The organism is Furfurilactobacillus sp. WILCCON 0119, assembly GCF_053471565.1.
Genome location: NZ_JBPCCV010000006.1, coordinates 17,850 through 44,347, shown reverse-complemented (window position 1 = coordinate 44,347; position 26,498 = coordinate 17,850). Strand labels below are relative to the sequence as shown.

The 26,498-nt window shown below is 45.5% G+C and carries 28 protein-coding genes and 1 tRNA gene; 21 read left to right on the top strand and 8 right to left on the bottom strand.

The annotated features are described in order from the left end of the window. Positions 1-17: 17 nt before the first annotated feature. The 4 genes from ACRYI5_RS09920 to ACRYI5_RS09905 all read left to right on the top strand — a co-directional run bounded on the left by ACRYI5_RS09920 (position 18) and on the right by ACRYI5_RS09905 (position 2,603). Complete coding sequence (locus ACRYI5_RS09920) at positions 18-1,367, top strand: DEAD/DEAH box helicase (protein WP_448225143.1); 1,350 nt, start codon at positions 18-20, stop codon at positions 1,365-1,367. A gap of 6 nt (positions 1,368-1,373) precedes the next feature. Next, the gene (locus tag ACRYI5_RS09915) at positions 1,374-1,757 is read left to right on the top strand and encodes a tautomerase family protein (protein ID WP_407879168.1); all 384 of its coding nucleotides are present in this window, start codon (positions 1,374-1,376) and stop codon (positions 1,755-1,757) included. 38 nt (positions 1,758-1,795) lie between these two features. Beyond that, positions 1,796-1,868: transfer RNA gene (locus ACRYI5_RS09910), tRNA-Arg, on the top strand. 435 nt (positions 1,869-2,303) lie between these two features. Then, positions 2,304-2,603 (top strand): hypothetical protein, encoded by a 300-nt coding sequence (locus ACRYI5_RS09905; protein WP_407879167.1) that lies wholly within the window; start codon positions 2,304-2,306, stop codon positions 2,601-2,603. Between the two features lie 64 nt (positions 2,604-2,667). Here the strand turns inward: ACRYI5_RS09905 and thiD are convergent, their stop codons facing one another. Then, the gene (gene thiD / locus ACRYI5_RS09900) at positions 2,668-3,474 is read right to left on the bottom strand and encodes a bifunctional hydroxymethylpyrimidine kinase/phosphomethylpyrimidine kinase (RefSeq protein ID WP_448225142.1); all 807 of its coding nucleotides are present in this window, start codon (positions 3,472-3,474) and stop codon (positions 2,668-2,670) included. A 199-nt stretch (positions 3,475-3,673) separates the two neighbouring features. Between thiD and ACRYI5_RS09895 the strand changes: the two genes are divergently transcribed. The 3 genes from ACRYI5_RS09895 to ACRYI5_RS09885 all read left to right on the top strand — a co-directional run bounded on the left by ACRYI5_RS09895 (position 3,674) and on the right by ACRYI5_RS09885 (position 5,946). Further along, complete coding sequence (locus tag ACRYI5_RS09895) at positions 3,674-4,282, top strand: MarR family winged helix-turn-helix transcriptional regulator (protein ID WP_407879164.1); 609 nt, start codon at positions 3,674-3,676, stop codon at positions 4,280-4,282. Positions 4,283-4,411: 129 nt separating this feature from the next. Beyond that, positions 4,412-5,038: a DNA-3-methyladenine glycosylase gene (locus ACRYI5_RS09890; protein ID WP_448225141.1), complete on the top strand. Its 627-nt coding sequence runs from the start codon at positions 4,412-4,414 to the stop codon at positions 5,036-5,038. Positions 5,039-5,121: 83 nt separating this feature from the next. After that, positions 5,122-5,946 carry a histidine phosphatase family protein gene (locus tag ACRYI5_RS09885; protein WP_407879162.1) on the top strand — a complete coding sequence of 275 codons (825 nt, stop codon included), beginning with the start codon at positions 5,122-5,124 and terminating at the stop codon, positions 5,944-5,946. A gap of 105 nt (positions 5,947-6,051) precedes the next feature. On the opposite strand, the gene ACRYI5_RS09880 is transcribed toward ACRYI5_RS09885, so the two are convergent. Continuing rightward, positions 6,052-7,287 carry an aminopeptidase gene (locus ACRYI5_RS09880; RefSeq protein ID WP_448225140.1) on the bottom strand — a complete coding sequence of 412 codons (1,236 nt, stop codon included), beginning with the start codon at positions 7,285-7,287 and terminating at the stop codon, positions 6,052-6,054. Between the two features lie 127 nt (positions 7,288-7,414). Here ACRYI5_RS09880 and ACRYI5_RS09875 point away from each other — a divergent pair, with 127 nt between their 5' ends. Continuing rightward, positions 7,415-8,293 carry a YihY/virulence factor BrkB family protein gene (locus ACRYI5_RS09875; RefSeq protein ID WP_448225139.1) on the top strand — a complete coding sequence of 293 codons (879 nt, stop codon included), beginning with the start codon at positions 7,415-7,417 and terminating at the stop codon, positions 8,291-8,293. A gap of 49 nt (positions 8,294-8,342) precedes the next feature. On the opposite strand, the gene ACRYI5_RS09870 is transcribed toward ACRYI5_RS09875, so the two are convergent. Continuing rightward, a complete protein-coding gene (locus ACRYI5_RS09870; RefSeq protein ID WP_407880997.1) occupies positions 8,343-8,750 on the bottom strand; it encodes a GtrA family protein in 408 nt (135 codons plus the stop codon). Positions 8,751-8,914: 164 nt separating this feature from the next. On the opposite strand from ACRYI5_RS09870, the gene ACRYI5_RS09865 reads away from it, so the two are divergent. Further along, a complete protein-coding gene (locus tag ACRYI5_RS09865; protein ID WP_448225138.1) occupies positions 8,915-9,340 on the top strand; it encodes a GtrA family protein in 426 nt (141 codons plus the stop codon). Positions 9,341-9,414: 74 nt separating this feature from the next. Here the strand turns inward: ACRYI5_RS09865 and ACRYI5_RS09860 are convergent, their stop codons facing one another. Further along, positions 9,415-9,858 (bottom strand): flavodoxin domain-containing protein, encoded by a 444-nt coding sequence (locus ACRYI5_RS09860; RefSeq protein ID WP_407881000.1) that lies wholly within the window; start codon positions 9,856-9,858, stop codon positions 9,415-9,417. Between the two features lie 277 nt (positions 9,859-10,135). On the opposite strand from ACRYI5_RS09860, the gene ACRYI5_RS09855 reads away from it, so the two are divergent. The 11 genes from ACRYI5_RS09855 (at position 10,136) to ACRYI5_RS09805 (ending at position 22,105) form a co-directional block, all read left to right on the top strand. After that, a complete protein-coding gene (locus ACRYI5_RS09855; RefSeq protein ID WP_407881001.1) occupies positions 10,136-11,560 on the top strand; it encodes a flippase in 1,425 nt (474 codons plus the stop codon). Positions 11,561-11,650: 90 nt separating this feature from the next. Further along, the gene (locus ACRYI5_RS09850) at positions 11,651-12,295 is read left to right on the top strand and encodes a sugar transferase (protein WP_448225234.1); all 645 of its coding nucleotides are present in this window, start codon (positions 11,651-11,653) and stop codon (positions 12,293-12,295) included. Between the two features lie 20 nt (positions 12,296-12,315). Continuing rightward, on the top strand, positions 12,316-13,083 hold the full coding sequence (locus tag ACRYI5_RS09845; protein ID WP_448225137.1) for a DUF4422 domain-containing protein: 768 nt from the start codon (positions 12,316-12,318) through the stop codon (positions 13,081-13,083). An 8-nt stretch (positions 13,084-13,091) separates the two neighbouring features. Further along, positions 13,092-14,159 carry a glycosyltransferase gene (locus ACRYI5_RS09840; RefSeq protein WP_448225136.1) on the top strand — a complete coding sequence of 356 codons (1,068 nt, stop codon included), beginning with the start codon at positions 13,092-13,094 and terminating at the stop codon, positions 14,157-14,159. Positions 14,160-14,174: 15 nt separating this feature from the next. Further along, positions 14,175-15,293 (top strand): UDP-galactopyranose mutase, encoded by a 1,119-nt coding sequence (gene glf / locus ACRYI5_RS09835; RefSeq protein ID WP_407881005.1) that lies wholly within the window; start codon positions 14,175-14,177, stop codon positions 15,291-15,293. Between the two features lie 139 nt (positions 15,294-15,432). Further along, the gene (locus ACRYI5_RS09830; protein WP_407881006.1) at positions 15,433-15,978 is read left to right on the top strand and encodes a DUF402 domain-containing protein; all 546 of its coding nucleotides are present in this window, start codon (positions 15,433-15,435) and stop codon (positions 15,976-15,978) included. Between the two features lie 36 nt (positions 15,979-16,014). Continuing rightward, a complete protein-coding gene (locus ACRYI5_RS09825) occupies positions 16,015-17,157 on the top strand; it encodes an AI-2E family transporter (protein ID WP_448225135.1) in 1,143 nt (380 codons plus the stop codon). A 331-nt stretch (positions 17,158-17,488) separates the two neighbouring features. Then, a complete protein-coding gene (locus tag ACRYI5_RS09820; RefSeq protein ID WP_407881009.1) occupies positions 17,489-18,388 on the top strand; it encodes a glycosyltransferase family 2 protein in 900 nt (299 codons plus the stop codon). A gap of 11 nt (positions 18,389-18,399) precedes the next feature. After that, positions 18,400-19,020 (top strand): hypothetical protein, encoded by a 621-nt coding sequence (locus ACRYI5_RS09815; protein WP_448225134.1) that lies wholly within the window; start codon positions 18,400-18,402, stop codon positions 19,018-19,020. Between the two features lie 12 nt (positions 19,021-19,032). After that, positions 19,033-20,418 carry a hypothetical protein gene (locus ACRYI5_RS09810; protein WP_448225133.1) on the top strand — a complete coding sequence of 462 codons (1,386 nt, stop codon included), beginning with the start codon at positions 19,033-19,035 and terminating at the stop codon, positions 20,416-20,418. A gap of 109 nt (positions 20,419-20,527) precedes the next feature. Further along, on the top strand, positions 20,528-22,105 hold the full coding sequence (locus ACRYI5_RS09805) for a peptide chain release factor 3 (protein ID WP_407881014.1): 1,578 nt from the start codon (positions 20,528-20,530) through the stop codon (positions 22,103-22,105). Between the two features lie 60 nt (positions 22,106-22,165). On the opposite strand, the gene ACRYI5_RS09800 is transcribed toward ACRYI5_RS09805, so the two are convergent. From ACRYI5_RS09800 to ACRYI5_RS09790, 3 genes are all read right to left on the bottom strand, one after another. Then, on the bottom strand, positions 22,166-23,131 hold the full coding sequence (locus ACRYI5_RS09800) for a glycosyltransferase family 2 protein (RefSeq protein ID WP_448225132.1): 966 nt from the start codon (positions 23,129-23,131) through the stop codon (positions 22,166-22,168). A 108-nt stretch (positions 23,132-23,239) separates the two neighbouring features. Then, on the bottom strand, positions 23,240-24,139 hold the full coding sequence (htpX, locus tag ACRYI5_RS09795) for a zinc metalloprotease HtpX (RefSeq protein WP_448225131.1): 900 nt from the start codon (positions 24,137-24,139) through the stop codon (positions 23,240-23,242). A gap of 17 nt (positions 24,140-24,156) precedes the next feature. Then, entirely contained in the window at positions 24,157-24,717 is a 561-nt protein-coding gene (locus ACRYI5_RS09790) for a LemA family protein (RefSeq protein ID WP_407881038.1), read from the bottom strand. A 168-nt stretch (positions 24,718-24,885) separates the two neighbouring features. On the opposite strand from ACRYI5_RS09790, the gene ACRYI5_RS09785 reads away from it, so the two are divergent. Then, positions 24,886-25,479, top strand: coding sequence for an N-acetyltransferase family protein (locus ACRYI5_RS09785; RefSeq protein WP_448225233.1), 594 nt, complete (start codon positions 24,886-24,888; stop codon positions 25,477-25,479). 153 nt (positions 25,480-25,632) lie between these two features. Here the strand turns inward: ACRYI5_RS09785 and ACRYI5_RS09780 are convergent, their stop codons facing one another. Next, positions 25,633-26,367 (bottom strand): MucBP domain-containing protein, encoded by a 735-nt coding sequence (locus ACRYI5_RS09780; protein WP_407881019.1) that lies wholly within the window; start codon positions 26,365-26,367, stop codon positions 25,633-25,635. Between the last annotated feature and the right edge of the window lie 131 nt (positions 26,368-26,498).

Genomic DNA, 26,498 nt, shown 5'->3' with positions numbered 1-26,498 from the left:
AAGAAATGAGCGTTTAAATGGACAAACGATTTGAAACACACTTTAAGGAACTTGGCTATTCAGAACAAACTGCCATCCAAACTGGCGTTTATCAACCCTTAGCGGCTGATGAAAACGTCATTGGGTTGGCACCCACTGGTTCTGGGAAAACGGTCGCGTTTACGCTGCCACTCTTAGCCAAGGTGCTCCCTGGTGATGGGACCCAATTACTTGTATTGGCACCAAGTCAGGAGCTTGCACAACAAACGACCACGGTCATGCGTGATTGGGCCGCGTTAGTTGGCCTTAAAGTGGCAGCCTTGACGGGTGGCGCTAACGTTAAGCGTCAGATTGAAAAGTTGAAGCAAAACCCTGAAATCGTGGTGGGGACACCAGGACGGGTCCTAAACTTGCTGAATGAGCACCGGCTAAAGCCACACTTGCTGGTGAGCGTCGTGATTGACGAGGCGGATGAACTTTTAGCTGGTGAAACCCGTCAGGACGTGGAAGACATCATCCGTGAAGCACCGGGCGATGTTCAACTGAGTTTCTTCTCGGCCACAAAGACAGCAGCGTTAGAACAGGTCACGGCTGAGTTCGGCATTGACGTTACGACGGTTGATGTCCGCGACGTGGACCAAACACAAGGGGTTGTTAAGCACGGTTTGATGGAATTGCCGGCAAACCAACGGGCGTCAATGTTACGGCGCTTTTCACGGGTGCCAGGGTTTCAAGCGTTGGTCTTTTTCAACCAGCTTGGTGAACTGGAGCGAGCTGCGGCGGCGATGCGTCATGAACACGTGGACGCCGTTTCACTTGCTGGGAAGCAACGCCAAGTCCAACGGGCTGACGCCATGCGTGATTTTCGGAAGGGGAAGGTTAAGTTCTTACTGACCACGGACGTTGCCGCCCGCGGGTTGGACATCCCGAACCTACCAGCGGTAATCAACTATGACTTACCTGGTTCCTTGATTACCTATACGCACCGTGTGGGTCGGACCGGCCGGATGGGTGCAACCGGGTTAGTGGTTAACTTCGGGAATGATCACGACCTTCGGCGGTTAAAACAAACGTTGCGGGGAAGTGATTATCAGCTTCAACCGCTGTACTTTGCGCATAACGCGTTTGTGGATGAACGACCTGCCCGCGAGCAACATGTGACTGGGCCGAAAATTCCGGCGGCTAAGTCTGCCACGCCTCAGCGTAAAGCGACACCGGCTACGAGCCATGCGGCGCACGAGGATCGTCAGGAGAAGCGACAATCCCATGGTGACCGTTCGCGGCCAGTAACAGAGGCTTCGACAAGTAAAAAGGTCCGAACGCATAAAAAACATTCAAAGAACAAGGGCATGCGGCACAAACGCCAAGTGCAACAAGGAAAGGATTAGTGACACATGCCATTAGTACGTTTTGATTTACAAAAAGGACGCAGTAAAGCTGAGATTAAAGCAATGCTGGATGCTGAACACAAGATTCTTGTTCAATCGTTTGGGGTTCCTGAACGTGATCGCTATCAAATTGTGACCCAACATGATCCAGAAGAAATGATCATCGAAGACACTGGCTTTGGGATCGAACGCAGCGATAAGTTTGTCATGATTCAAATCACCATTCGTGGTGGTCGGACAGAAGAACAAAAGCAAGCGTTCTATCGTGATTTAGTGGCTGAATTACAGGCCACTGCGGGAATTGAACCAAATGATGTCATGGTGTCAATGGTTGAAAACGCCAGCCCTGATTGGTCCTTTGGCAATGGTGTTGCCCAGTTTTTGAAGTAATGCACGATAAAAACAGCGCTTAATGGCGCTGTTGTGTTGGCCTTATAGTTTAACTGGATAAAACCGCCGCCTCCTAAGCGGCTGCTCCCAGTTCGAGTCTGGGTGGGGCCATTCCTATCCAAGTAAAGCAAAACAACGAGATCGCCGTTATGGCGGTCTTTTTGTTTGGTCACCCGTGTAACAATCAATTGATCTATAAAAATCCCTAAGATTAAGGCCAAAGCGGTCGACTTTATTAAATTAAATGATAAAATAAAAATCATTAACTAAGTAATTTTTTTAAAACGGATTGCGGATGCGTAATCATGATGAATGAGATGGTGTGTCATCTAAAGGGGGCCAAAGATAATGCGCTTTTTTGTTGGTTTGCGTAATGCCATCATCCCAGCAATTTTATTGTGGGGCGGGATTATCTTAATTATCCACCAGCTATTGGCGTGGTGGTAGCTGAATGAACGACGATTTTTGATGGGCTTTCAGGGACCAATGTGCTTTAATAAGATAATGAAATGGGCACGAAATCTAATTAGGTCGGAGAAAACTGCTGTGGAAAACAACGAAACGATTATTGACTATTTAATTAACGCAGCGGCACAAAACGGCCGGGCAAAACGTGTTTTGAAAAACAATAAGGCGCGTTCACTTGGCTACATCGCCAAGATGGCAGCGCCAGCGTTTACCAGTCAGCAAGTAATCAGTCTCGTGTTGAAGGCAGTTCAAGGGAACGTCATTCAGTTGGTTCGGTCTGAACCACGGTTGGAATGGAACGAATCAGACTATCCGGTTCTAGTGACGACGGTGCCACGGGCCCATGAATTGTTGGATGATACTAAATTAAGTGAATGAACTGATTCAAAATAAATAGCGATCACGGATTTGAAACAATCCGTGGTCGCTATTTTTCGTTTGTTTAGTCTTGATAAGCCCAGTGGTTAATGGGGCCAAATTTATGGCCAACCGCGATTTCATTTGCAATGGCGGTGTTAACGTAGTGCTTAGCAATGGTGATGGCATCCTTAACAGACTGACCCTTGGCAAGTTCTGCGGTGATGCAGGCAGACAATGAGTCACCCGTTCCGTTGACCCGGTCTGTGTGCACATAAGGTGCGCTAAGCCAGAAGTGTTCGCCAGATTCGAGCAGAACTAAATCACGAACTTCGGTTTGATTTTCATCATTGTGTTGCCCCTTGATCATGACGTTTTTAGCGCCCAATGCTTGGAGCTTGTTTGCTGCCGTCAACATGTCTTCTGGCGAATTGATGCTCATTTCAACCAGTTTTTCAGCTTCGTAGAAGTTCGGTGTAATCACGGCCGCTAACGGTACCAGCTCTTCACGCAATGTTTCGAACGCGTCAGTTTCTAAGAGCATGGCTCCGTGCTTTGTGACAATAACGGGGTCGACGACTAGTGGTCCAAAATCAACACGTTTATAGTTAGCAACCACGTTTTTAATTAAGGCAGCATCCGATAACATTCCGGTCTTAGCAGCCCGAAGATTAAAGTCATCGTTGAGTGATGTAAATTGTTGATCAACGAAATCTGCTGGCATGGCCGTTGCTGCTTGAATTCCGTAAGAGTTACCGGCAACGCACGCAGTTACAATTGACATACCATAAACATCACGTGTGAAGAATGTATTTAAATCTGCTTGTAAACCAGCGCTACCATCAGAATCAGAACCTGCGATGGTAACGACTTGAGGAAATTCATTTGCCATAAAGAAATCAACCCCGTTTCACGAAAGTGTGCTCTAACAATGATGTAAGCGTATCACATTCGCCTGCTGAACGAAATGTCTTTCTGAATTTCTCTTTTTTTGTTCAGAAAAAATGATGAAACAAAAAGATTGACAAAAGCTTAGGTGCCTATATAATAGGAGACATATTAGGTACCTAACTAAAATTAAGAGGAGATTTATGATGACAGAAAAAGACAATAACGAATTATTTCGGACACTGATGGACGTTGTGAAGCAGGTTCAACGGTATGGCTTTGCCAGTCGGGCACAACAGCCGGAAAATGGGCACCGTCACAGCTATGGTCGGGCCCGGTTGCTAAAGCTGATTGCCGATCACGACAATGTGACGCAAAGTGAACTGGCAGAGTTAATGGATGTTCGGCCCTCCTCATTGTCCGAGATGTTGAGTAAGTTAGCAGAGCGTGAATTGATCGAGCGGCAAACGGATGAGAATGATAAACGGGTGACCCACGTTGTCTTGACGGATAAGGGGAAAGCAGTTCTTGCAGAACGCCAGGACGCTGCTGATGACTATTTAGCAACCATTTTCGCCGGGTTAAGTGATGAAGAAACAGTGCAACTAACCCAGCTGCTGGGGAAGGTTAATGGGTCACTAAAGGATCGGTTAGCGGACATGGACGCTCCCGAGGAACCAGATTTTACAAAGTTTGGTGGGGCACGTAGTCATTTTGGCCATGGGCGGTTTAACCATCCAGACGGAGCCGGTTTTGATCGGCGCGGTTTCAGACCAGATGGTCACGGGTTCCATAACAGCATGTGGAACTAAATTATGGCAAAGTAACGGGGTGATGAGATTCAGTTGAACGCAACTGGGTGTCAGCACCCCGTTTTTTGCACTGCTTTTTTGGTGAAAGAGCAGTATGCTAAATGACATGAATTGCTGGAGGTGGACAACGTGGAATTAGCGTCATTTTTAGGGAAGCGGGCAACAACGGTCAACGCCCGGGCCCTATTAGGGTGCGAAGTGATTTATCATGGGCGTCAGGGGCCAGTTGGTGGCCTGATCGTGGAAACAGAAGCGTACCTCGGCGATGCAGATTCAGCCGCTCATGCGTTTAAACACCGCAGAAGCCAAGCCAATCGGGCACTCTATAATGAACCGGGAACCCTTTATTTTTACACGATGCGTGGGCTGATTTTGATGAACTTTGTGTGCCAGCCGGCTGGCACACCCCAAGGGATTCTCATTCGTGGCTTACAGCCAACGGTCGGTGAAGACCACATGCAACAGAATCGGTCTCAGCGTGGGTATGGGGTGACCAACGGACCAGCGAAGCTCACCGCTGCCTTAGGAATCACGGATCGGCGGTGGAATGACATTGCGTTTGCTGAGAGCCCCTTTGAATTTCACGAAGCCGTGCGCACCCCGCAGCAGGTGATCGCCTCACCACGGATCGGTGTTAGCGCGGGGGACTGGCAAAATGAGCCGCTCCGATTTTATGTTTCTGGTAATCCGTACGTTTCGGCAATGCGTAAACGTGATATGGATGAACAAACGGGTGGCTGGACTACTGGTATCTAAGAAAAATATTGGCGGAACCCTTCGAGAGTGATATGATTTTTATGTAAGCGGATTCATAAAACTATCTTGGGGGAATTTTGATCATGAAACTAACGAAGAAGCTCGGCCTATTTTGTTCGGCAACGGTGGTTGCTTTAACACTTGGCATGGGCGCAACGTCACAACCCGTTCAGGCTGCTAGCAACAAGACGGTGACGATTTATTTGACCCGTCATGGTGAAACGACAGGGAACGTCATGACACGGGTTCAGGGGTGGAGTAATTTCCCACTCACAAAGAACGGGGTCAAGGTTGCGGATGATTTGGGAACTGGGTTAAAGGGGACTAAGTTTAAAGCCGCTTATTCGGGGGACTTGACCCGGCAAGAGGTCACTGCTCAGGAAGTACTAAAACACTCTGACAATAAGTCTGTGAAAGTGACGCAGAGTAAGGACCTCCGTGAAGGTGGTTACGGCAGTTTTGAAGGGGACAACATTGCTGCTGATAATAACAAGATTGCTGGTGTTTATGGCTACCAAAGTGGCGATGAATTCATGCAAAAGACGGGGAAAGACTACTGGAATAAGCTTCAAGACGCCTATTACAAATTAGATCAACAAAATAGTCAAGACACGAAGTTAGCAAAGAGTGACCGGGCGGAAGATTCTGCACAGGTTCAAAAGCGGATGACATCTGAATTAAATCACATTGCGAAAACCACTGAAAAAGATGGTGGTGGGAACGTTCTGGTGGTTAGTTCGGGCATGTCCATTAATGAATACCTATCAACGATGAGTAAGGACTACAAGGGGACACCGTTGAAAAATGCTGCGGTGACAAAGCTGACCTATAAAAATGGTAAACTGCATGTTTCTGGCCCGATCGGCACGTTGAGTTACGTTAATAAAGGTGCTAAGGCAAGCAAATAGACCGGTAACCGTGTGATATTAGCGCGTTAAAACAAGTATAAAACGACTGACCACCCAAACTTTGGGTGGTCAGTCGTTTTCGGTTAAGGATTGTGTTTGGTCAAGTTAGGCCCAGTTGCCCTGACGAAAGACCGGGATTGCTGTTCCATCTGCGGTGACTCCGTCAATGTCCAGATCAGCAGAACCAACCATGAAGTCAACGTGAACGTCACTTTGATTGAGGTGAGCGGCGGCTAACTGGTCAGTATTCATTGAGGTTCCCCCTGCGACGTTAAACGGATAGGCAGCACCAATTGCAAGGTGATCGGAAGCATTTTCATCAAAAAGGGTGTTGTAAAAAATGATGCCAGATTGTGAAATGGGGGATGAATCTGGAACTAGAGAAACCTCACCCAGTGAACGTGCGCCGGCATCCGTGTTGATCAACTGTTGAAGGACGTCATTTCCGGTGGCAGCAGTTGCCGCGACGATGCGGCCGTGAGAAAACGTTACGTGAATGTCCGTTAGGAGCGTGCCAGCATAACTCAGTGGCTTTGTGGAAACAACGGTGCCGTCAATTCGCTGATTATCCGGAGCGGTAAAGACTTCCTCCGTGGGCATGTTTGGAACGAAAAAGTTACCCGTAGCGTCTGTCGCACCAGCGGCTTCCCACACATGGTGTTCTGGGAGACCAACGGTTAGATGCGTTAATGGGGATCTGTATTCAAGTGCGGTAAACTGGTGCTCATTTAGCCAAGCAGCCTTAGCGTTTAGTAGGTCAACGTGGTGATGCCAGGCTAAAACGGGATCTGGTTGATCCACACGGGTCGTTTTGAAAATTTCGGTCCACAATGCGTCAAGCGCGGCAGTGGCAGATTTATCCGGGAAGACTTGCGTTGCCCATGGAACACTGGCTGCGGCGACAACCACCCACGAAATGTCGTTATTCATTGTGGCCGTTCGAATGGGTGCGCTAATGCGGGCAGTTCCTTGGTTAGCAAGGGCCAACCGATCTGACGGCACGGCGGCTAAGCCGTTTGGGTCTTCCGAAATAACGCTAATTCTGGTTGCATGCTGGGCCATTAACGATGTGTTTTTCTCAAGCAGGTAATCAGGGCGCTGTTGAAGGCGCTCCGTACTAGCATGCTGTAAAAAAGCCCGTTGGACGAATTGATCGTTCCATTCAATGACGACCTCGGCGGCACCCTGAGCGTAAGCACGTTCCGTCAAACGACGGGCAAGGGGTGCTTGGTCGACACTAATGTAAATGATGATTGTTTGACCGGGCTGAACATTGGCCCCGGTCTTGATGATGAGATCTGCATATTGATCAAGTTGTGGTTCAAAATTGGTAAGGGTCATCACGAACACTTCCTCATTGTTTTATTAGAATGCTTTCATGATAGCACAAGTAATTGTAAGAATTGCAGAAGCTTTCGAAGACGGGGATAATAGAAATAACTAAGTAGAAGCGTGTAGGTGGTGTGATGTGAAAGCATTTATCAAAATCTTTATTGAACGGTTCAATCGTGCGCAGGTCAGCAATTCAGCGGTGATTCTGGCGTGGTACTCATTATTATCGATCTTTCCAGCGGTCATTGTGGTTGGGAACATGTTGCCCTTTTTGGGAATCGATGCAAACACGGTCTTAACGTACTTGCAGGGGGCAGTGCCGCCTGATGTCTATAAAACGTTAGCGCCCACTATTTCATCGTTTTTACGGCAGGGAAACGGGGGCTTGATTTCAATCGGAGCCGTTGTTGCGTTGTGGTCCACAAGTCAAGTGGTAGCCGCCTTTCAACGCACAGTGAATCAAGTGTACGGGGTGGCAGAGAACCAAAATGCCATCACAAACCGGATCTTTTCGTTTCTCTGGATGATTTTAACAATTTTGATCATGGCCATTATCATCATTTTCTTTACGGTTGGTCAGGTGGTCGTTAAGCAATTGACGCCGGTCTTTCACCTTGGCAAAAACGTTTTAGATCTAGTTAGTTCCTTAAAGTGGCCGGTAACTGCGGGGGTGTTATTTCTTCTTTTGCTGTTACTGTATTACTTTTTGCCGAACGCTAAGATCAAGTGGCGTTATGTTTGTGGTGGGGCTGTAGTGGCGACCATCAGTTGGTTATTGTTATCGCAATTATTTTCATTGTATGTTGCGTATTTTGCGCGCTCCATCACGACGTATAAAACCGTTGGGTCTGTCATTGTGATCATGATGTGGCTGGACTTTTCCGGGATCGTTATTTTAACAGGCTCTGTCTTGAATGCGACACTCCAAGAATTTTTTGACGGTGAGATTATTGAAAAACGGCAGTCTTTACGCTGGGTTGCCCACTTATGGCGCCGCCACGACAAAAACGCCTAACTTCTCTTACGGGAAGTTAGGCGTTTTAATTTTATGGTGTTCTGGATGCTTATTTAACAGCCTTAAAAATGTACCATCTGGAGAAAAAGTAGTTGGCAATGTTAGTCAGGCACTGGTCAATTAACTTAACAAAAATATCGTTACCACGCAGAAGGGTGATGCCAATAAACAAAATGACGATGTCCATCCCCAGCGTTAAGGCCCGGAAAAAGTAGAACGACCAAAGTTCCCGGATCAAGGCCCGTGGCGTTTCAGCATGGGTGGCGAAAACCCACATCTTATTGGTTAGAAAGGCAAACCCAGTGGCCAAAAACCAGCCAATTGCGTTTGCAATTTGGTAGTTCATGGGGGTCCAAACGTCTAAAACCGTAAAGACAGAGAGGTTGATTAAAAAGGCACAGGTTCCCCACACGCTGTATTCAATTAAAGATTGGTGTGTTTTGATCCAGTCACGCATGAGGAGAGGAAACCGCCTTTCTGTTGAATTGTGATGACATTAAATATAGCATGTTTTGACCGTTAGATTAATTAAATTTTGCTCTGATTTAAGTGAACACTAGGTTTTTTAAGGTTGGTGCAGTATTATACATGAGTATTCTAAACAGGTAGGGTGGATAATTAATGAATTTATGGAACACGGGTGTTACGCTCGTTAAAAAATACTGGTCGATCATTTCATACATGATTTTTGGTGGGTTAACGACGGTTGTTAACCTGGTTGTGTTCTGGTTGTTTACGGCAATTATTCCGTGGAATTATCAAATTGCAAACGTTATGGCCTGGTTCTTATCCGTGCTGTTTGCTTACATTACCAATAAGCTATGGGTCTTTTCGTCAAAGACGCACGGCTTCCAAGCTTTGATGAAAGAAATGAGTTCGTTCTTCTTCTTCCGGGCGTTAACACTAATTTTGGATGTATTAATCATGTACGTCGGGGTCACCGTGATGCACGGTAACGAGATGTTGGTTAAGGTGATCGATAATGTGCTTGTCATTATCATCAACTATTTCTTCAGTAAATGGTACATCTTTAAGGCAACCAAATAGCGTTAATGATGGGTTTCAATTAAGTTAATAGGGCGGTCGGACTGATAACCATCAGCTCCGACCGCCCTATTGTGTTATTTAGCCGCTTTGATGAGGGCTGCTGCCATATCATCTAGCCGATCAATGTCTGTTTCATCTGGGGCCAAGTTGATCTTAAGTTTGTCAGCACCACGCTGTGCATTGGTTGCTGCCAAGCGAGTATCAAACTTATCAACGGCAACCCCGTAGTCATCACCATAGAAGACGTCGCCGGAACCAGCAACGGCAAAGACATGACCAGTTAAGTCAACATCCTGTAAGTCGTCGTAGAAATCAAGGCCCTCTTCAGGAAGGGCCCCTTCATCGTAGGTGTAGGGAACGACAACAATGATGTTGTAATCCGTTAAGGTATCTGAATCGACTTGAGAAATCTCGACTTCCTTGACGGCAATGTCCTGATCTTCAAATGCTTCAGTTAGAATGTCAGCAACATCTTCGTTGTTACCCGTAATTGTGGCATAGATAACGATTGCGTTCATGGGTCAATGAACCTCCATAAAATAATTTAAGTGTCGCGAAGTGGTTTAAAAACGCTCAATACGCCATAGCATAACACACTGTTGCGGCCTTGAACCGGAGATAATTCCTGCAAAACTTGGTTAAACCGCAGAGAACTGCTAAAATTAGCGTAATGTTCTTATCGATAACGATTAAATCGTGACCGTGGTGAAAGGGAGATAATCACTGTGGCGCGGTTAACAGCGTGTCAGATAATTAATTACAACATTGTGATCACAATGTTTCAATGAGGATAACATGAAGACGATCCGTAATTTGTTTTATAATGCATCATATCAGTTATTAATCACGTTAATTCCGTTGCTGACCCAGCCGTACATTTCACGGGTTTTGCAACCAGAAGGAAACGGGATTTATACGTATACATGGTCAATCATCCAGTATTTCGTTCTGGTTGGTGATTTGGGGATTACCCTTTATGGGAATCGGGAGATTGCGTATCATCGCAATGACAAGCACAAACGGTCACAGATTTTTTGGGAAATTGAAATTTTACAGTTATGCACGACCGCAATTTCCATTGTCATTTTCTTTGTATTTCTCCATTTTGACCATCAATACTACCTTTTCCAACTGCTCCAGATCATTTGGCTCATCGCGCAGGGAATCGATATTTCCTGGTACTTTATGGGGCTTGAAGATTTCAAGAAAACGGTTTTAAGAAACACCTTGGTTAAAGCTGTGTCCGTACTGTTGATTTTCATGCTGATCCATACACCAGGCGATTTATGGAAGTACATCGTTATTCAAGGGGGCGCCCAGTTAATCGGGGGTGTCTCCTTGTGGCCGTACTTAAAGGGCTCTGTGGAGCGGGTTTCTGTATCGTTAAACGCGGTGTTGTCCCATTTATACCCGGCATTTGTTCTCTTCATTCCAAACATCGCCATTCAAGTGTACGCGGTGGTTAACCGGACCATGTTGAAACAGTTTGATTCAACCGTCTCAGCAGGGTACTTTAACTTCTCCGATTCGCTGGTCAAAACGGTTCTGTCCGTAGTTACAGCTACCGGGACGGTCATGTTGCCACACATCGCCAATAAGTTTGCCCAGGGAGACATGCGGGCCGTTAATAACAGTTTGTACCGGAACATGAACTTCGTGTCCGCCATTTCTGTGCCCATGACATTTGGTTTGGCCGCATTAAGTACCAAATTGGCACCATGGTTCTTTGGCCAACAATACGCCTCGGTTGGTGAGCTGATCTTTTTCGAATCACCAATTATCTTGCTAATTGCGTGGAGTACGGTTGTCGGGCGGCAGTATCTAATGCCGACAAAGCAGATCCGGGCATACACGATTTCAGTAACGCTGGGTGCGGTCGCAAACATTATCATTAACGTCCCGTTGATTTTAACCATTGGGGCCAGTGGGGCAGCGATTGCAACCGTGATTTCAGAAGCGTTAGTGACGGCTTACCAAGTGTTTGCCATTCGTGGCGCTGTTGAGCTACGGCGGATGTTTGTGGGCTTGTGGAAGTATCTGCTGAGTGGGGTGCTGATGTTTGCAGTCGTTTCATTTATTAACCAACGGATTTCAATGTCGTTTATTCACCTTGGTATTGAAGTCGCGATTGGGGTTGTCGTGTATGTTGTTGGGGTGATGTTGACCCGCGCGTACATTGTTGAGGAAGTTCGGCGCCTCATTCGGACTAGATTTCATTAAGTTCTGGGGGACAATATTGTCATCTTGTTTAGAGCATGCTACTCTGACTTTGTTATGAGTGATTTTTTAGTGTAAAGGGGATTATTGATCATCGAAAGCCATAGTAAAGCACAATCTGCGGGCTACCGCTTTTCCAAACGAACGTTAGACATTGTGCTGTCCTTAGTTGCGCTAATTTTATTGAGTCCGGTGTTTTTAACCGTTTGGTTGACCTATAAATTTAGTGCCTCAAATCGTGGACCCGTTATTTATAAACAGCAGCGGGTCGGGAAAAACAACCGCGATTTTTATATCTTTAAATTTCGCTCCATGGTTGTGGACGCAGATAAAAAGTTAAAAGCCGATCCACAGCTTTATCAACAGTACTTAGATAATAATTACAAACTACCACCTGAACTTGATCCACGAATTACTCGGTTTGGTAAGTGGCTGCGGAAAACATCAGTTGATGAATTACCACAATTCGTCAACATTTTGCGCGGTGAAATGAGCATCGTTGGACCACGGCCAGTTGTTCGTGAAGAATTGGTTGAGTACGGCGATCAAGTGGATAAGTTGTTGTCTGTTACGCCAGGCGCAATGGGCCTTTGGCAGGCAAGTGGCCGAAGTAACATCGGATACCCAGAGCGGTGTGAAATCGAGTTAAGCTATGTCGATCACGCGTCATTGGGCTTTGACATTAAAATCTTCTTTCGTAACATTTTGCACATTGCAACGTCAGATGGTGCTTACTAACATTAATTTGGAGAATTCGTGTGGAAACTAAAATAATTGTCGCAACACATAAAAACTATCAAATGCCAGCCGATAAGCAGCTTTATCTGCCTGTTTTTGTGGGGAAGGCGTTGCACCCAGATGTTAACCAAACGTTCCAGGGGGATAACACTGGGGATAACATGTCCGAAAAAAACAGTAGCTATAATGAGCTGACGGCCGTTTACTGGGCGTGGAAGAACGTTTCGGCAGACGCTATTGGGCTGGTTCACTACCGGCGCTATCTAAGTGAGCACAAAGAAAAATCACTCGAGACGATCTTAAACCAAGCGCAAGTGGATCAGTTACTGACTAACGCCGATGTCATCTTGCCGAAAAAACGTAATTATGTCATTGAATCGAACTATTCACACTACATCCATGCGCACCATCAGGCACCGTTAGACGAAACAAGAAAAATCATCGAAGAAGATTACCCAACGTATCTGCCAGCGTTTGATGCTGTCATGAAGCGGCGGAGTGCTCATATGTTCAACATGTTTGTGATGAAACGCCAACAGTTGGACGAATACTGTACATTTTTATTTGATGTTTTGAAGAAGCTTGAATCACGGGTCGACGTTAGTGATTATGACAGCTACGAAGCACGGATCTATGGCTTTGTGAGTGAATTATTACTGGATGTTTGGCTTGATACAGTAAAACCAACAACGGTGGAAGTGAATTACGTCCACATGGAAAATGAACACTGGCTCAAGAAGGGAACGGCTTTTCTCCAGCGGAAGCTTCATCCACAGGTTAGGGAATAGGATTACTCATGAATATTTTGGTTTTAACACCTTATATGAATGGCTTTGGCGGCACTGAACAGGTGATCGCCAATTTTTGTGACGCGTTTAAACTGGTCGCAACCGCGGACATGCACCTGAAGGTAGTGGATCTTGGTGGTACGGAGAACGGTGACTGGGCAGCAGGGCGACCGATTGAAATTGTAACGATGGCTCAGAACAAACGTGTTCGGACGATCCAGTATGCGTTAACGTTGTACAGCCGGATTAGTAAGCTCATTAAAGCGGATGACTATGATTTTGTGATTAGTACCAATCCGTTAATGTGGAGCATGGCAAAAACGGTTGCAACGCACCGGCATTTAAAGGCCCAGGTCGTTGCGTGGTATCACTATTCACTAAGTAGAAAACCAGTGCGACCAGCCTTACTAAGCCGTGCTGACTGGTATTTTGCAATTAGTAGTGGGATCCAGCAAGAGTTGATTGATGCTGGGATTCAACCAGACCGGGTCAAACTGATCTATAATCCCATTAAGGCGCAACCAACGGTCATTCCGCGAACCAGCGAAGCGCCCCGCCGCTTTGTGTACATGGGGCGAACGCTACTGGATGGTCAAAAAAACCTGCGTGAACTCCTTCTTGCGTTTGCTGATGTCAGTGGCGAGTGGCAACTAGATGTTTACGGTGATGGTGCTGATCGCGAACGGGCACCAGAATTTGCGACCGAGTTAGGCATTAACGATCACATCCATTGGCATGGGTTTACAGAAGCACCGTGGGCACAAATTAAACAGGCAGACACGCTGTTATTGACCTCACGGTACGAAGGCTTTCCAATGGTGTTGGTTGAGGCACTTTCACAAGGGGTCTACGTCATTTCGTCTGACTGTCCAACGGGACCACGTGACATTATTAACGGCGAAAATGGCCGTCTGTACCAGCTTGGTGACGTGGCGACGTTAACGTCCTTACTGACTGGTGTCATCAGCGGCACCCTTGAATTGCCGGATCAACATGCATTACAGCAGTCAGTGAGCCAGTTTTACTTGCCGGCCTACATGACCCACGTTTTGAACGCATTATCATCAATGAAATAACGGAGGAACATCATTATGGACTACGACTACTTAATTGTTGGTTCCGGTTTGTTCGGAGCCACATTTGCTTATGAGGCCGCAAAACGTGGAAAGCGCGTTAAGGTCATTGAACAGCGTGATCACATTGCCGGAAACATTTACACGAAGGAACAAGATGGCATCCAGGTTCATCAATATGGCGCCCACATCTTCCATACGTCTGATCGGGATATTTGGGATTACGTTAATCAATTTGCTGAGTTCAACCGGTACACGAACTCACCAGTAGCCAATTATAAGGGTGAGTTGTATAACTTGCCGTTTAACATGAACACGTTTAATAAGCTCTGGGGTGTCACGACGCCAGCTGAGGCAAAAGCCAAAATTGATGAACAAAAAGCAGCGGCTAACCTCGGTGATGGCGAACCACGGAACCTTGAAGAACAAGCCATTTCATTGATTGGAACGGACATTTACACAAAGTTGATCAAGGGCTACACAGAAAAGCAGTGGGGCCAAAAGGCCACGGATTTGCCAGCGTTCATTATCCGTCGGTTACCAGTCCGGTACACATTTGATAACAACTACTTCAATGATACTTACCAAGGCATTCCCATTGGCGGGTACACACAAATTGTTGAAAAAATGTTGGCTAGCGACTTAATTGATGTTGAAACAGGGGTCAACTTCTTTGACAACAAGGACGCCTACCTGCGTGATTACCCACGGGTGATCTTTACTGGGATGATCGATCAATTTTTCGATTATCAACTTGGAGAATTGCAGTACCGGTCATTGCGGTTTGAAACGGAAGAGTTGCCTGTGGATAACTTCCAGGGGAACGCCGTTATTAACTATACGGATGCTGAAACGCCTTACACCCGGGTCATCGAGCACAAGCACTTTGAATTTGGGAAGGGCGATAAAGACAAGACCATTGTGACGCGGGAATATCCAGCGACTTGGAAACGCGGTGACGAACCGTATTATCCAGTGAACAATGCAACGAACAATGAACTGTACACGAAGTACCGAGAATTAGCGAAGACTGAACCCAAAGTTCTCTTTGGCGGTCGCTTAGGGATGTACCGGTACTTTGATATGCACCAGGTGATCCACGCAGCTTTGACAGCCGTGAATCAGGAATTTAAATAACACAAAAAACCGACTGATGAAAATTCATCAGTCGGTTTTTTGTGATGTACAAAGAGCACGAAGAGCTGTTTTTTTGTGCTTTTTAAAAGCAGATGTTTGGTATACTGGGAGAGACTGATAAAAATGAAGGGAGGATAACATGGGTAAGCCACGCGAAGGTGAATATTTAGCAATTAAAAGTTATAAGCACGATGGCAGTTTACACCGAACATGGCGTGACACAATGGTCCTGAAGGATAGTGAAAATGAATTTATTGGCGTAAACGATCACACACTAGTCACCGAAGATGACGGTCGACGGTGGGTGACTCGTGAACCCGCAATTGTTTATTTTCATAAACATTTTTGGTTCAACATTGTGGCCATGATTCGCGATAACGGCGTGTCTTATTATTGCAACTTAGCATCACCGTACACAATGGATAAAGAAGCACTGAAGTACATCGATTATGATTTAGACGTCAAGGTTTTTCCAAACGGGGAAAAACGGCTGCTAGATGCGGATGAGTATCAAGCGCATGGGAATCAATGGCATTATTCAAACGAACTGGATCAGATCTTGAAGGCAAATGTCCGCGTTTTGGTTGATTGGATCAATGAAGGCAAGGGACCGTTCTCCAAGGAATACATTGATTTGTGGTCGCAACGCTATCAAAATTTGCTGAAGAACAACCGGCAATCGTAATCATGAAAGTCACGAGTAAGGAAAGAGGAAATTAAAGTGCTTGAAAAGCTAAGGCATGCCAACATCTTATATTGGGCGGCGGTTGCCACGTTAATTACGATCTTTATCTGGATTTGTAGTCAATTGGGATTTGTCTTTCAACCCATTGGGACGTTCATTTCGGTCGTCTTTGTCCCACTCATTATTTCAGGATTTTTATTTTACATGTTGAACCCGCTGGTTAAACTGCTAATGAAGGTTCGACTGGGACGGGTGCACATCAACCGGACCGGGGCGACGTTCATTGTTGTCCTGACGCTGGTTTTGCTGATTGTTATTGGGGTTTTATCATTAATTCCGCTATTATCCAACCAGGTTGGTCAATTGATTTCAAATGTGCCGCACATCGCTGTGCAGTCGCAAAAAGAAATCACGAAGTACATGGGTCATTCACGCTTCATGCAGGACAGCAATGTTCAGCACTATGTTAAGGGCTTAGAAAAGTCGTTAACCACGTGGGCTCAGGGCTTCATTAAGAACCTGACCAACAGTCTTGGTTCAATCGTTGGGACGTTAACGGATGTGACCATCACCGCAATCACAGTGCCCGTTATCTTATTCTACATGCTTCGGGACAGTGAAAAGTTTGTTCCAGCCGTGATGAGAATCTTACCGGCAAAACGGGAAACACGGATCACAGAATTGTTGTTTAAGATGAGCGACACAATTTCTCAATATATTGGTGGCCAGGTTATTGAATGTTTGTTCGTTGGGGTCTTTACCAGTATTGGGTACATGATTCTCGGACTGCCTGTTGGGCTGTTATTAGGAATTGTTGCTGGTTTTTGTAACATTATTCCTTACGTGGGACCGTACATTGGCATCACCCCAGCCATCATTGTGTCACTCATTTTGGCGCCACAAAAATTGATCTGGGTTGTCGTTGTTGTCATCATCGTCCAACAGGTGGATGGAAACATTATCTACCCAAACATCATTGGCCGGTCATTAAAAATTCACCCGTTGACCATTATTATCTTGTTGTTAGCTGCCGGGCACTTGGCCGGTATTCCCGGCATGATCTTATGTATTCCGTTTTATGCCGTTATTCGGACGGTGGTTCAATACGTTTGGAGCATTGCCCACTTGGATGACCAGCAGGAAGCGACTAATGACGCCCAGATTAGTAATGATGATTGATGGTTGAACACTGACTAGTCAGGTATAATAGTTTAGGTTTATTCTCGGAATGCGTTCACACTGATAGTTAAGTAGATTGCCGTAAACGGATCATTTATGGGTGGCTTTACTCATAAGGGTAAGTTTGCGGCGTCTGCGTTTAAATGTGGCTAAGCGTAGTTCGTTAAGGGAACGTGATTTAATGAAAGATTACATTTTGGGTAATTAATACCGGAACGCTTGTTTCAAGGCCGGTAATTGCGTATGGTGTTTATGGTTCAATTGGCTAAGTACCGAGAATAAAACGACATTAATTAGTTGGTTTAGAAACAAGTAAAAGTGAGGATTTTAGATGAGTGAGGTATGTGCGGTCTTAGTGACCTACAATCGGTTAGCCTTATTAAAGGAAAGCATTGCTGCAATCTTGCAACAAAATGTCCCGGTTAAGCAGTTACTGATTATTGATAATCAAAGCACGGATGGAACAGGGGACTACTTAACCCAGTTTGCAGACGATGCACGTGTTACCGTTGTAACAGCTTCGACTAACCTTGGTGGCGCTGGCGGATTCCAATTGGGGATTGATCAAGCAATGCAAGCGGGTGACTACGACTACGTTTGGATCATGGATGATGATACCATTCCAACGGAAGATTGTTTAAGCAAGCTTCTTGATCCAATCGCAACAGGAAAGATCTCAAATAAGGGGTTTGTTTGCAGCAATGTTCGGTGGACAGATAACTCGGTTGCCATTATGAACATTCCGTATGTGAGCCAGAATTGGAATGGCGTTGCCCAAGATGGACTTGTCCAGGTTGACGCGGCCTCCTTTGTTTCATTACTTGTGCCAACCGCCACCATCGCAGAAATTGGGTTGCCGATTAAGGAATTTTTCGTCTGGGGCGATGATCATGAATATACGTTGCGGATTTCTGAACGGTACGAAAGCTACTGTGTCGGGGACAGCATTGCCATTCATAAGATGGCAGCGAACCATGGTGTCGATATTGTGACGGATGATCCGGGCCGAATCGGTCGGTATTTCTATAATTATCGTAATGCCTACTATACAGAACGGAAGCACCATGGCGCGAAGGGTGCATTAACGCAAATTGCAAAGGACCTTTACGCGATCCATAAAGTTCTACATCGAAGTGCCGACCACAAATGGCGGCGAATTCATAGCATTAATAAGGGAATGCTAGCAGGCTTTACGTTTAGACCACAAATTCAATTTTCACAGCGAAAGTAGGGAAAATAATCATGCAACAAGAATATTCAATTCAAGACTTATGGAAAATTTTCATCAAGAACATCCTTATTATTTTAGTGGTTGCCATTGTCGTTGGTGGTAGTGTGTTTGCCATTATGCGCCGGCACGTCACAACACAATACACGGCCCGTCGGTCAATGCTCATTTATCATGGGAAAACAGATTACTCACGAACGGACATCATGAAATCTGATATGTTGGGCATGGGAACGTACACACAAGTGATGAACGATCCTAGTATTAGTGACGTGATTTACCAACAGATGAAGGGAACTAAAAACTTTACTGGAACAAAAGCCGATGTAAACCGAATGACGATTGCCACGGCAGCACCAAATTCAACAATTATGACGGTTAATGCGACAGCAGCGAATAAAGCAGTTGCCATTAAATTAGCAAATGTATCAGCCGTCGTTGCAAAGGAAAAGCTGCCACAATACATTGGCGCCTCAGCAAAGGTTCGTTTATTGGCTAATGCTAATGAACGGCCTGTTGATAAAATAACGACAAGCAATGCCAAAAAAATGGCAGTTTATGCAACGGCTGGGAGCCTGGTCCTGGCAGCATTAGTTGTTTTTGGAGCTGACATTTTGAAAAAGAACCGAAAATAGTAAGGGGTTATCATGTCGAGTTTGTTAATTCCCGTTTCATTATTCACTAAGGTATTTTCTTACGGGATGCCGGGGAGCATTGCAGAATTACCATTTATCTTCTTTTTTATCATGATTTTGTTTGTTGCAAGCCAGCGAACAGATGTCTTAACCATTCCACATATTTCAAGCCGGGTGGTTGTTTATGTTCTTGCGCTCATGGGAGCGCAATTTTTTGCGATTGCCCGGTCATCGATGCAGTTTAACAATTCTGTTCAAGCAATTGGAATGGGAACGTCGTTTGTTAATATTATTGGAATAATTGCGACTGTCGTTTTGGCTTATTATGCAGTTGTTTTGACGGTAACAAATGAAGCGCAAATTAGGGGCTTCATTAAAGCAACCATCTGGTCAATTATTGTTCTGGAAGTTGTGGTATTGATGCCACAGATTGTTGCCAGTTCATCGTCCTTCTTTCATGGGTGGGTCAATTTAATGGGCACGCTGTTTGAAAGCCGGTGGCACGGACGTGATTTTTATACGAACGGGAGCTATGCAACGACACTCCACCGGATTAATGGGTTTGAACCCGAAGCCGGGTATTTAGCTGGGCAAATTGGACTGACGTTTATGCCACTGATGATTGCCGGGTTGGCGAATCATTTTGATGTGTTCAGTGGTAAGACCGCAGAAAAACACCGTCAGCACTACTGGTGGCTTGTTGCGCTGTTCGTGGTTGTCCTTGGAACATTGTTCTTTGCCAAAACATCCACCGGTTTCTTAGTGATGGGGTTATCGTTATGCCTGCTGTTCTGGAAAGCACCCAAACACGATAAGCACTTTTTACTGGGCCTAGCCGCCGGGGGATTAGTTGTCTTGATCCTTGCGTACGTTTTTGTTGGGCCAATTCGGAACATGCTGAACCAATACATCTTCCGCAAGTCTGGAACTGATAACCGTGCTGGGGGGACGATTGCCTTATTTGTGACGTTCTTTCAACATCCGTTTATCGGGGTCGGAAACAGTTGGGTGAGTCCTTACTTGGTGGAAAATTCACCAGCGTGGTCCAAGCATAACTGGGAGTACATTTACGTGTATTCACAAGGTGGTTACCCCATTTTAAGTGTTTGGGGCGGCTGGCTGGCACAGTTTGGTTTGTTGGGAACGGTGCCTGTTGGTGTTTATCTGTGGCGGAAAGTGAAGCCCGCTGTTTTACGGCTCCGGTCGTTAAAGCGCCAAAACGAGTTAACTGATAACGAGCACTTGTTAAAATACATTATTGATGCATTTGAAGTTTACTTGGTCATGTTTGCGGTGTTAGCTGCGCTGATTTTTTCGTGGTCACAATACTATATTTTGTTGCCATTATTCTTTTATATCGTTGGGATTCGCGTTTTAGAGCAAAACATTGAAAATTAGGTGTAAACTGTTAGAATAACGGTTTGGACGTAATTAAAAAAGGCTTAGGCAAGTTTTGCAATTTGCTTAAAAAAACGAATTTTGAGTTAGATTAAAAGGAGGTCATGTTGTGGTTGAAGTTAATCAATTAACGAAAGAAATCGCAAAACGACGAACATTTGCCATTATTTCTCACCCCGATGCCGGGAAAACAACGTTAACGGAGCAAATGTTACTGTTAGGTGGCGTTGTTCGTGAGGCTGGTTCCGTTAAGGGAAGAAAAACGGGGAAGTTTGCAACATCTGACTGGATGGAAATTGAAAAGGAACGTGGTATTTCTGTAACCAGTTCCGTTTTACAATTTGATTTTGAAGATTGTCGGATTAACATTCTGGATACCCCAGGACATGAGGATTTCTCTGAAGATACGTACCGAACGCTGATGGCCGTTGACTCAGTAATCATGGTCATTGACTCAGCCAAGGGGATCGAACCACAAACGCGAAAGCTATTCCAAATTTGTAAGATGCGTGGGATTCCGATTTTTACTTTTATGAATAAGATTGACCGTGATGGTCGGGAACCACTTGATTTATTGTCAGAGATTGAAGATACACTGGCAATCGAAACGTATCCAATGAACTGGCCAGTTGGGATGGGTCGGGAACTAAAGGGGTTGGTTGATTTCCGGTCACACCACGCAACGTTGCTTGAAAAAAACCGTGAAGAGCAGGTTGTGGCGTTAAGTGACGATAACAACTTAGCTGCTGACGTCGCTTTAGGCCAAGACTCAATTTGGAAAGATACGCAGGATCAAATTGAATTACTTGAACTCGCTGGGAATGAATTAACACCTGAAAAGGTTGCAACTGGGGCGTTAACGCCGGTCTTCTTTGGATCAGCGTTAACAAACTTTGGGGTGACTGATTTACTGAAGGGCTTTTTGAAGTACGCCCCGCAACCAGAAGATCACAAGCTTCAAAATGGTGATGTCTTGTCGGCCACAACAGACCAATTTGCCGGATTTATTTTCAAGATTCAGGCAAATATGAACCCGAATCACCGGGACCGGATTGCATTTGTTCGAATCTGTTCAGGAATGTTTGAACGGGGGATGGACGTTACGTTGGCGCGGACAGGCAAAAAGCTGCGGTTGAATAATTCCACCCAGTTTATGGCAGAGGAGCGTGAGAACGTGAACACGGCCGTTGCTGGTGACATTGTTGGACTGTATGACACTGGAAACTTTCAGATTGGGGATTCGATCTACGCTGGAAGCCAAGAAGAAGTCTTTGAGGCACTGCCAACGTTTACCCCTGAGTTGTTTGTTCATGTAACGCCGAAAAACGTTATGAAACAAAAATCCTTTACTAAAGGGATTGAGCAACTGGTTCAGGAAGGGGCCATTCAGTTGTTCCGGGCCGGAACCAGTAATGACTACATTCTTGGTGCTGTTGGCCAATTGCAGTTTGAAGTTTTCCAATACCGGATGCAACATGAATATAATTCGGACGTCATTATGGAACCCATGGGTCATAAAATTGCCCGGTGGATCGAAGATGAGACGTTTGATGAATCGATGGCCTCCAGTCGGAACTTACTGGTTCGTGACCGTGAGGGGCGGCCGTTGTTCTTATTTGAAAACCAATTCGCTGAAAATTGGTTCGTTTCAAAATATCCAGATGTAACGTTATCAAAACGCTTGTAATTTCTGGTAAACGTAAAAGCCCTAACAACATGATGTTGTTAGGGCTTTTACGTTGTTGATTTAATGATTGCGCTGTGAATTTGGTGTGGAGAATTGATCAACGTCAATGGTGAACCGAGGCCGATGTTTGACCTCAGTGAAAATTTTCCCAATGTACTCACCAATCACACTAATGGCAATCAACTGGAGGCCACCCAAGAACCAAATGGAGGTAATGAGTGATGACCAGCCGGTGGTTGTGTGACCAAGGCCGTGCTGGACAAAGGAGTAAATCATGCTAATGAGGCTGATGAGTGCGACTAAAAAGCCGGTGTTCATAATGATGTGAATTGGTGCGATGGAGAAGGAAGTAATGCCGTCTAAAGCAAAGTGAAGCATCTTCGATAGCGGATACTTTGTTTCACCAGCTTGGCGTTCCTTGCGGGCGTAAAAGACCTCATCATGGTTGAAACCGATCAAGGGGACAACCCCGCGAATGAACATGTTCCGTTCGTCATACTTTAAAAATTCAGTAACGGCCCGTTTGCTCATTAACCGATAGTCGGCTGAATTTGGGATCATATCAACGCCAAGGCGTTTCATAAACCAATAGAAACTGTTGGCAGTAAACCGTTTGAAGCCATTGTCGGTTGTCCGGTCATTACGGACACCATAGACAATATCAGCAGTTAAACTTTTTTCAACCATTTCTGGAATCGTGGATTCATCGTCCTGTAAATCAGCATCGATCGTAATCATCAGATCGGATTGGGGCTGAGCAACGGTTAACCCTGCAATGAGGGCGTTTTGATGACCATAGTTCCGACTGAATTTCACACCGGCAACGTCGTTATACCGTTCATGAAAGTCAGTGATGATGGCCCAGGTTTTATCCTGACTGCCGTCGTCAACACATAGAAGGGAACTAGCGTTGTCAATTTTTTGCTGGTCTTTAAGGTCATTAAGAATTTTTTGTAGTTTTGGTAATGTGTCTGGTAACGTTTCTTCCTCATTGTAACAGGGGAGAACGATTGTCAAAGTTGGCATGTTTAGACCTCTTTAATGAATGTAATACAATCTGTTTCATAATAGCGTACTTCAAATGAATAAAAAAAACGAATCCGGGTCCTTTCAACCGGGTTCGTCAAGAAGCGGTTACATCTTTTCCAGTCTGGCAATTCGATCAGCCATGGGCGGATGCGTATCGAAGAGGTGTGCCATGGACCGTTTTTTCAGCGGGTCACTAATGTAGAGGGCGGCACTGCTGGGGTCTGCCTCCGTCATGGGTTCGCCCGCTGAAATCTTTTGTAAGGCGGAGATGAGCCCATGTGGATTACGGGTGAGCTCGACAGCACCAGCGTCCGCTAGGTACTCACGGTTCCGTGAAAGTGCCATTTGGGCGATGGAAGCAGCGATGGGGGCGAGCACAATGAGGACGAGTGAGACGACCAACAAAATGATTTGCAGGTAATCATTATTACTGTTGTTATCATTGCTACGACGCCGGCCACCACCCCAAAATAATGAGCGCGCCCCGATGCTGGCGAGCATACTGATGGCAGCTGCTAGGGCAAGCGCAATGGTTTGTAAACGAATGTCGTAGTTGCGAACGTGACTCATTTCATGGCCAATAACGCCTTCAAGTTCTTCACGGTTAAGGACGGCCAGAATCCCTGTTGTTGCAGCGACAGCAGCATGTTCCGGATCATTCCCGGTTGCAAAGGCGTTGGGACTGTCGTCATCAATGATGAAAACCTTGGGCATTGGCACCCGGGCGACAAGCGCCATGTCTTCCACAATGTGCCATAGTTCAGGTGCTTGGTCTGCGCTGGTAATTTCACGGGCGTGGTTCATTCTCATGACAACGTTCGTGGAGTTACTGATCATCAAGAAACAGTAAAAGGCGGTAATCACTGCGGCCATTAATAGTCCGGCAATGGTACTCCCGATGATGGCGTAACCAAGTGCGGCGCCAACAGCCAGTGTTAATAAGATGAAACCAATTAGGACATACACCGTCCGGCGTTTGTTTTGACGAATCTGTTCGTATAACAACGTGGTTACTCCTTTATTTACTTATCAAACGACACTTTGGGCGCCGCTTTTTCTTCCTCGGGAACCTGCAAGTAGTCCGCTTTTTGGAAATGGTGCATCCCGGCAACAAGGTTGCTTGGGAACGTTTGAAGTTTCATGTTTAGGCTGGCTGCACTGGTATTATAGAGTTGACGGGAATAAGCCAATTTGTTTTCCGTATTGGTGAGTTCTTCCATCAATTTTGTGTACTCTTCGTTCGCCTTTAAATCAGGATAGGCTTCAGATAAGGCAAAAATACTCTTCAAACTGTTGCTCAATTGATCCGAAACGGCCATTGTTTGTGCGTGGTCATCAGCAGGAGTGTTTACCAGCTGGTTTCGTAAGCCAATCACTTTTTCTAACGTGCTTTGTTCATAATTACTGTAGCCCTTCACTGTTTCAACTAAGTTTGGAATTAAGTCATTCCGCCGTTTGAGTTGAACGTCAATTTGACTCCAAGATTCTTCTGTATAGGTACGCGCGCGAATTAAACCGTTGTAGATGCTAATGTACGCAATCACCAGAATAACGATGACAGCAACAATGATCAATGTCGTAATCATGGGCTAAAAATCCTCTTTTCAAATAAGTTTGTTGTTAACGTCTATTTTACCAAACATAACGGCGTCCGGGCGAATTGTTAAGCTCGTTTTAGGATTAAGCAAGGACTTTGCCTTTCGACCGGAAATTCGTTATGATAACAACATACGAAATGGAGGAGAATATTTATCATAACAATCCGAGAAGCACAAAAAGATGACGCCGGTCAGATAGCCCCCCTCATCAACATTATCTTCAAAGAAATGGAACTAGAAGAACTAGAAGACGTTTCGGACCCTGCCGTCCTAAAGGCCATTACCGCTGCCTATCAGAGTGAAGCTTATCTCTCTGGTGTGGCAACAACGGTAGTGGCCGAGGCCGATGGTCAAGTAGTAGGGGTTGCCTTTGGTTATCCCGATGAAAATGAGGACGTTGTGGACCATGTGTTGGAAGCCGCAACCAAGTTTAGTGATGAATTCGCCGATGATCCATTTGGATCTGATTATGAGGCGTTCGAAAATGAGTGGTACTTAGATTCCATTGTGGTTGATCCTGAGTACCAGGGCATGGGGATTGGTGGCCAATTACTGGATGCTATCCCAGCATGTGCGCGTGCAGATAATAAGCGGGTCATTGGATTAAACGTTGATTTCGATAATCCTGGGGCTAAAGCGCTATATCACCGTCACGGGTTTGAAACCGTGGGGACGACGCAGATTGGGGATCATTGGTATGCCCATATGCAACGGTCCAGCGCAAGCAGAGAATCAGTCCGTGTCTAATCACTGAGCAAGCAATCTGTGCTAAATAAGTTAAGGGTTCAAGGTCATAATGCTGGCCTTGAACCCTTTTTTGTTGAGACGGCTTAATTAGTCAATGTAAAAACCAGCGTGTTTGTTAGAAAAACTCTAGCAAACACGCTGGTTTAAGTTAGATTATGAATTGCTGATGTTAATGGGTCCCGTTAGTTTAACGTACATTGAATTGATAAAACCAAGACCCTGTAATTGAAACCAGACGACACCAGAAGGATCACTAATTTCACCTTCGATGATGACGGCGCTCCGGTTTGGAACGGTGCCAGCAGGCCGGCCATATGGTTCTGAATAATAGGAGACTGACTGTCCGTCAACAAAATCGATGGCACCACGAGCAGCAATGGGTTGAACGTCCCAATCGTGTTCTGGAAGTGGGGCTTCTTCGCGGGCAACTGTCTGGGCTGATTTAGAGCTCAGGGTAAACGCATTTGGTTTATACATCACCCATTGATTGATCCCCATGTTGTACCAAAATTCCCCGTTATCTGTGGCAATCCGTGAAAAGACCCGCCAAACGGAACCAATTGGCATTTCAAGCGCCTGAAGTTCACCATCTGGTTGATCGTAAGTGGGGAGGTCTTCTTGAATGGTTGCATACATATGGACCTTTTCAACTTCAGCCCAATCAGCCGTTCGGAAAAATAGGCGAACTTCTTGTTGATCAGTTGAAAAAACGCCGTCTAGATCCCCAGAATGCCGGAATAGTCGATAGTTAGCAAATTCTGGGATGTCAATTGTGTAATGATCACCGATATTACCACGAACTAATTTTGGATCTAACAGTGTATCACCGGAATCAACATCCGTGTAATAGACCCATACTGGAATCCCTTCAACTACTTGTTCATTCATAAGTCAATAACCCCATCGCTTTTTGATTAATAGTTTTAGTATAGCGCAATCGAGCTGGGAAAGGTGACTGGATCCTCGAGGCTTGGAAAATCTTTTAGCAAACTTAAAATAACAGTACAAAAAAACTGGTC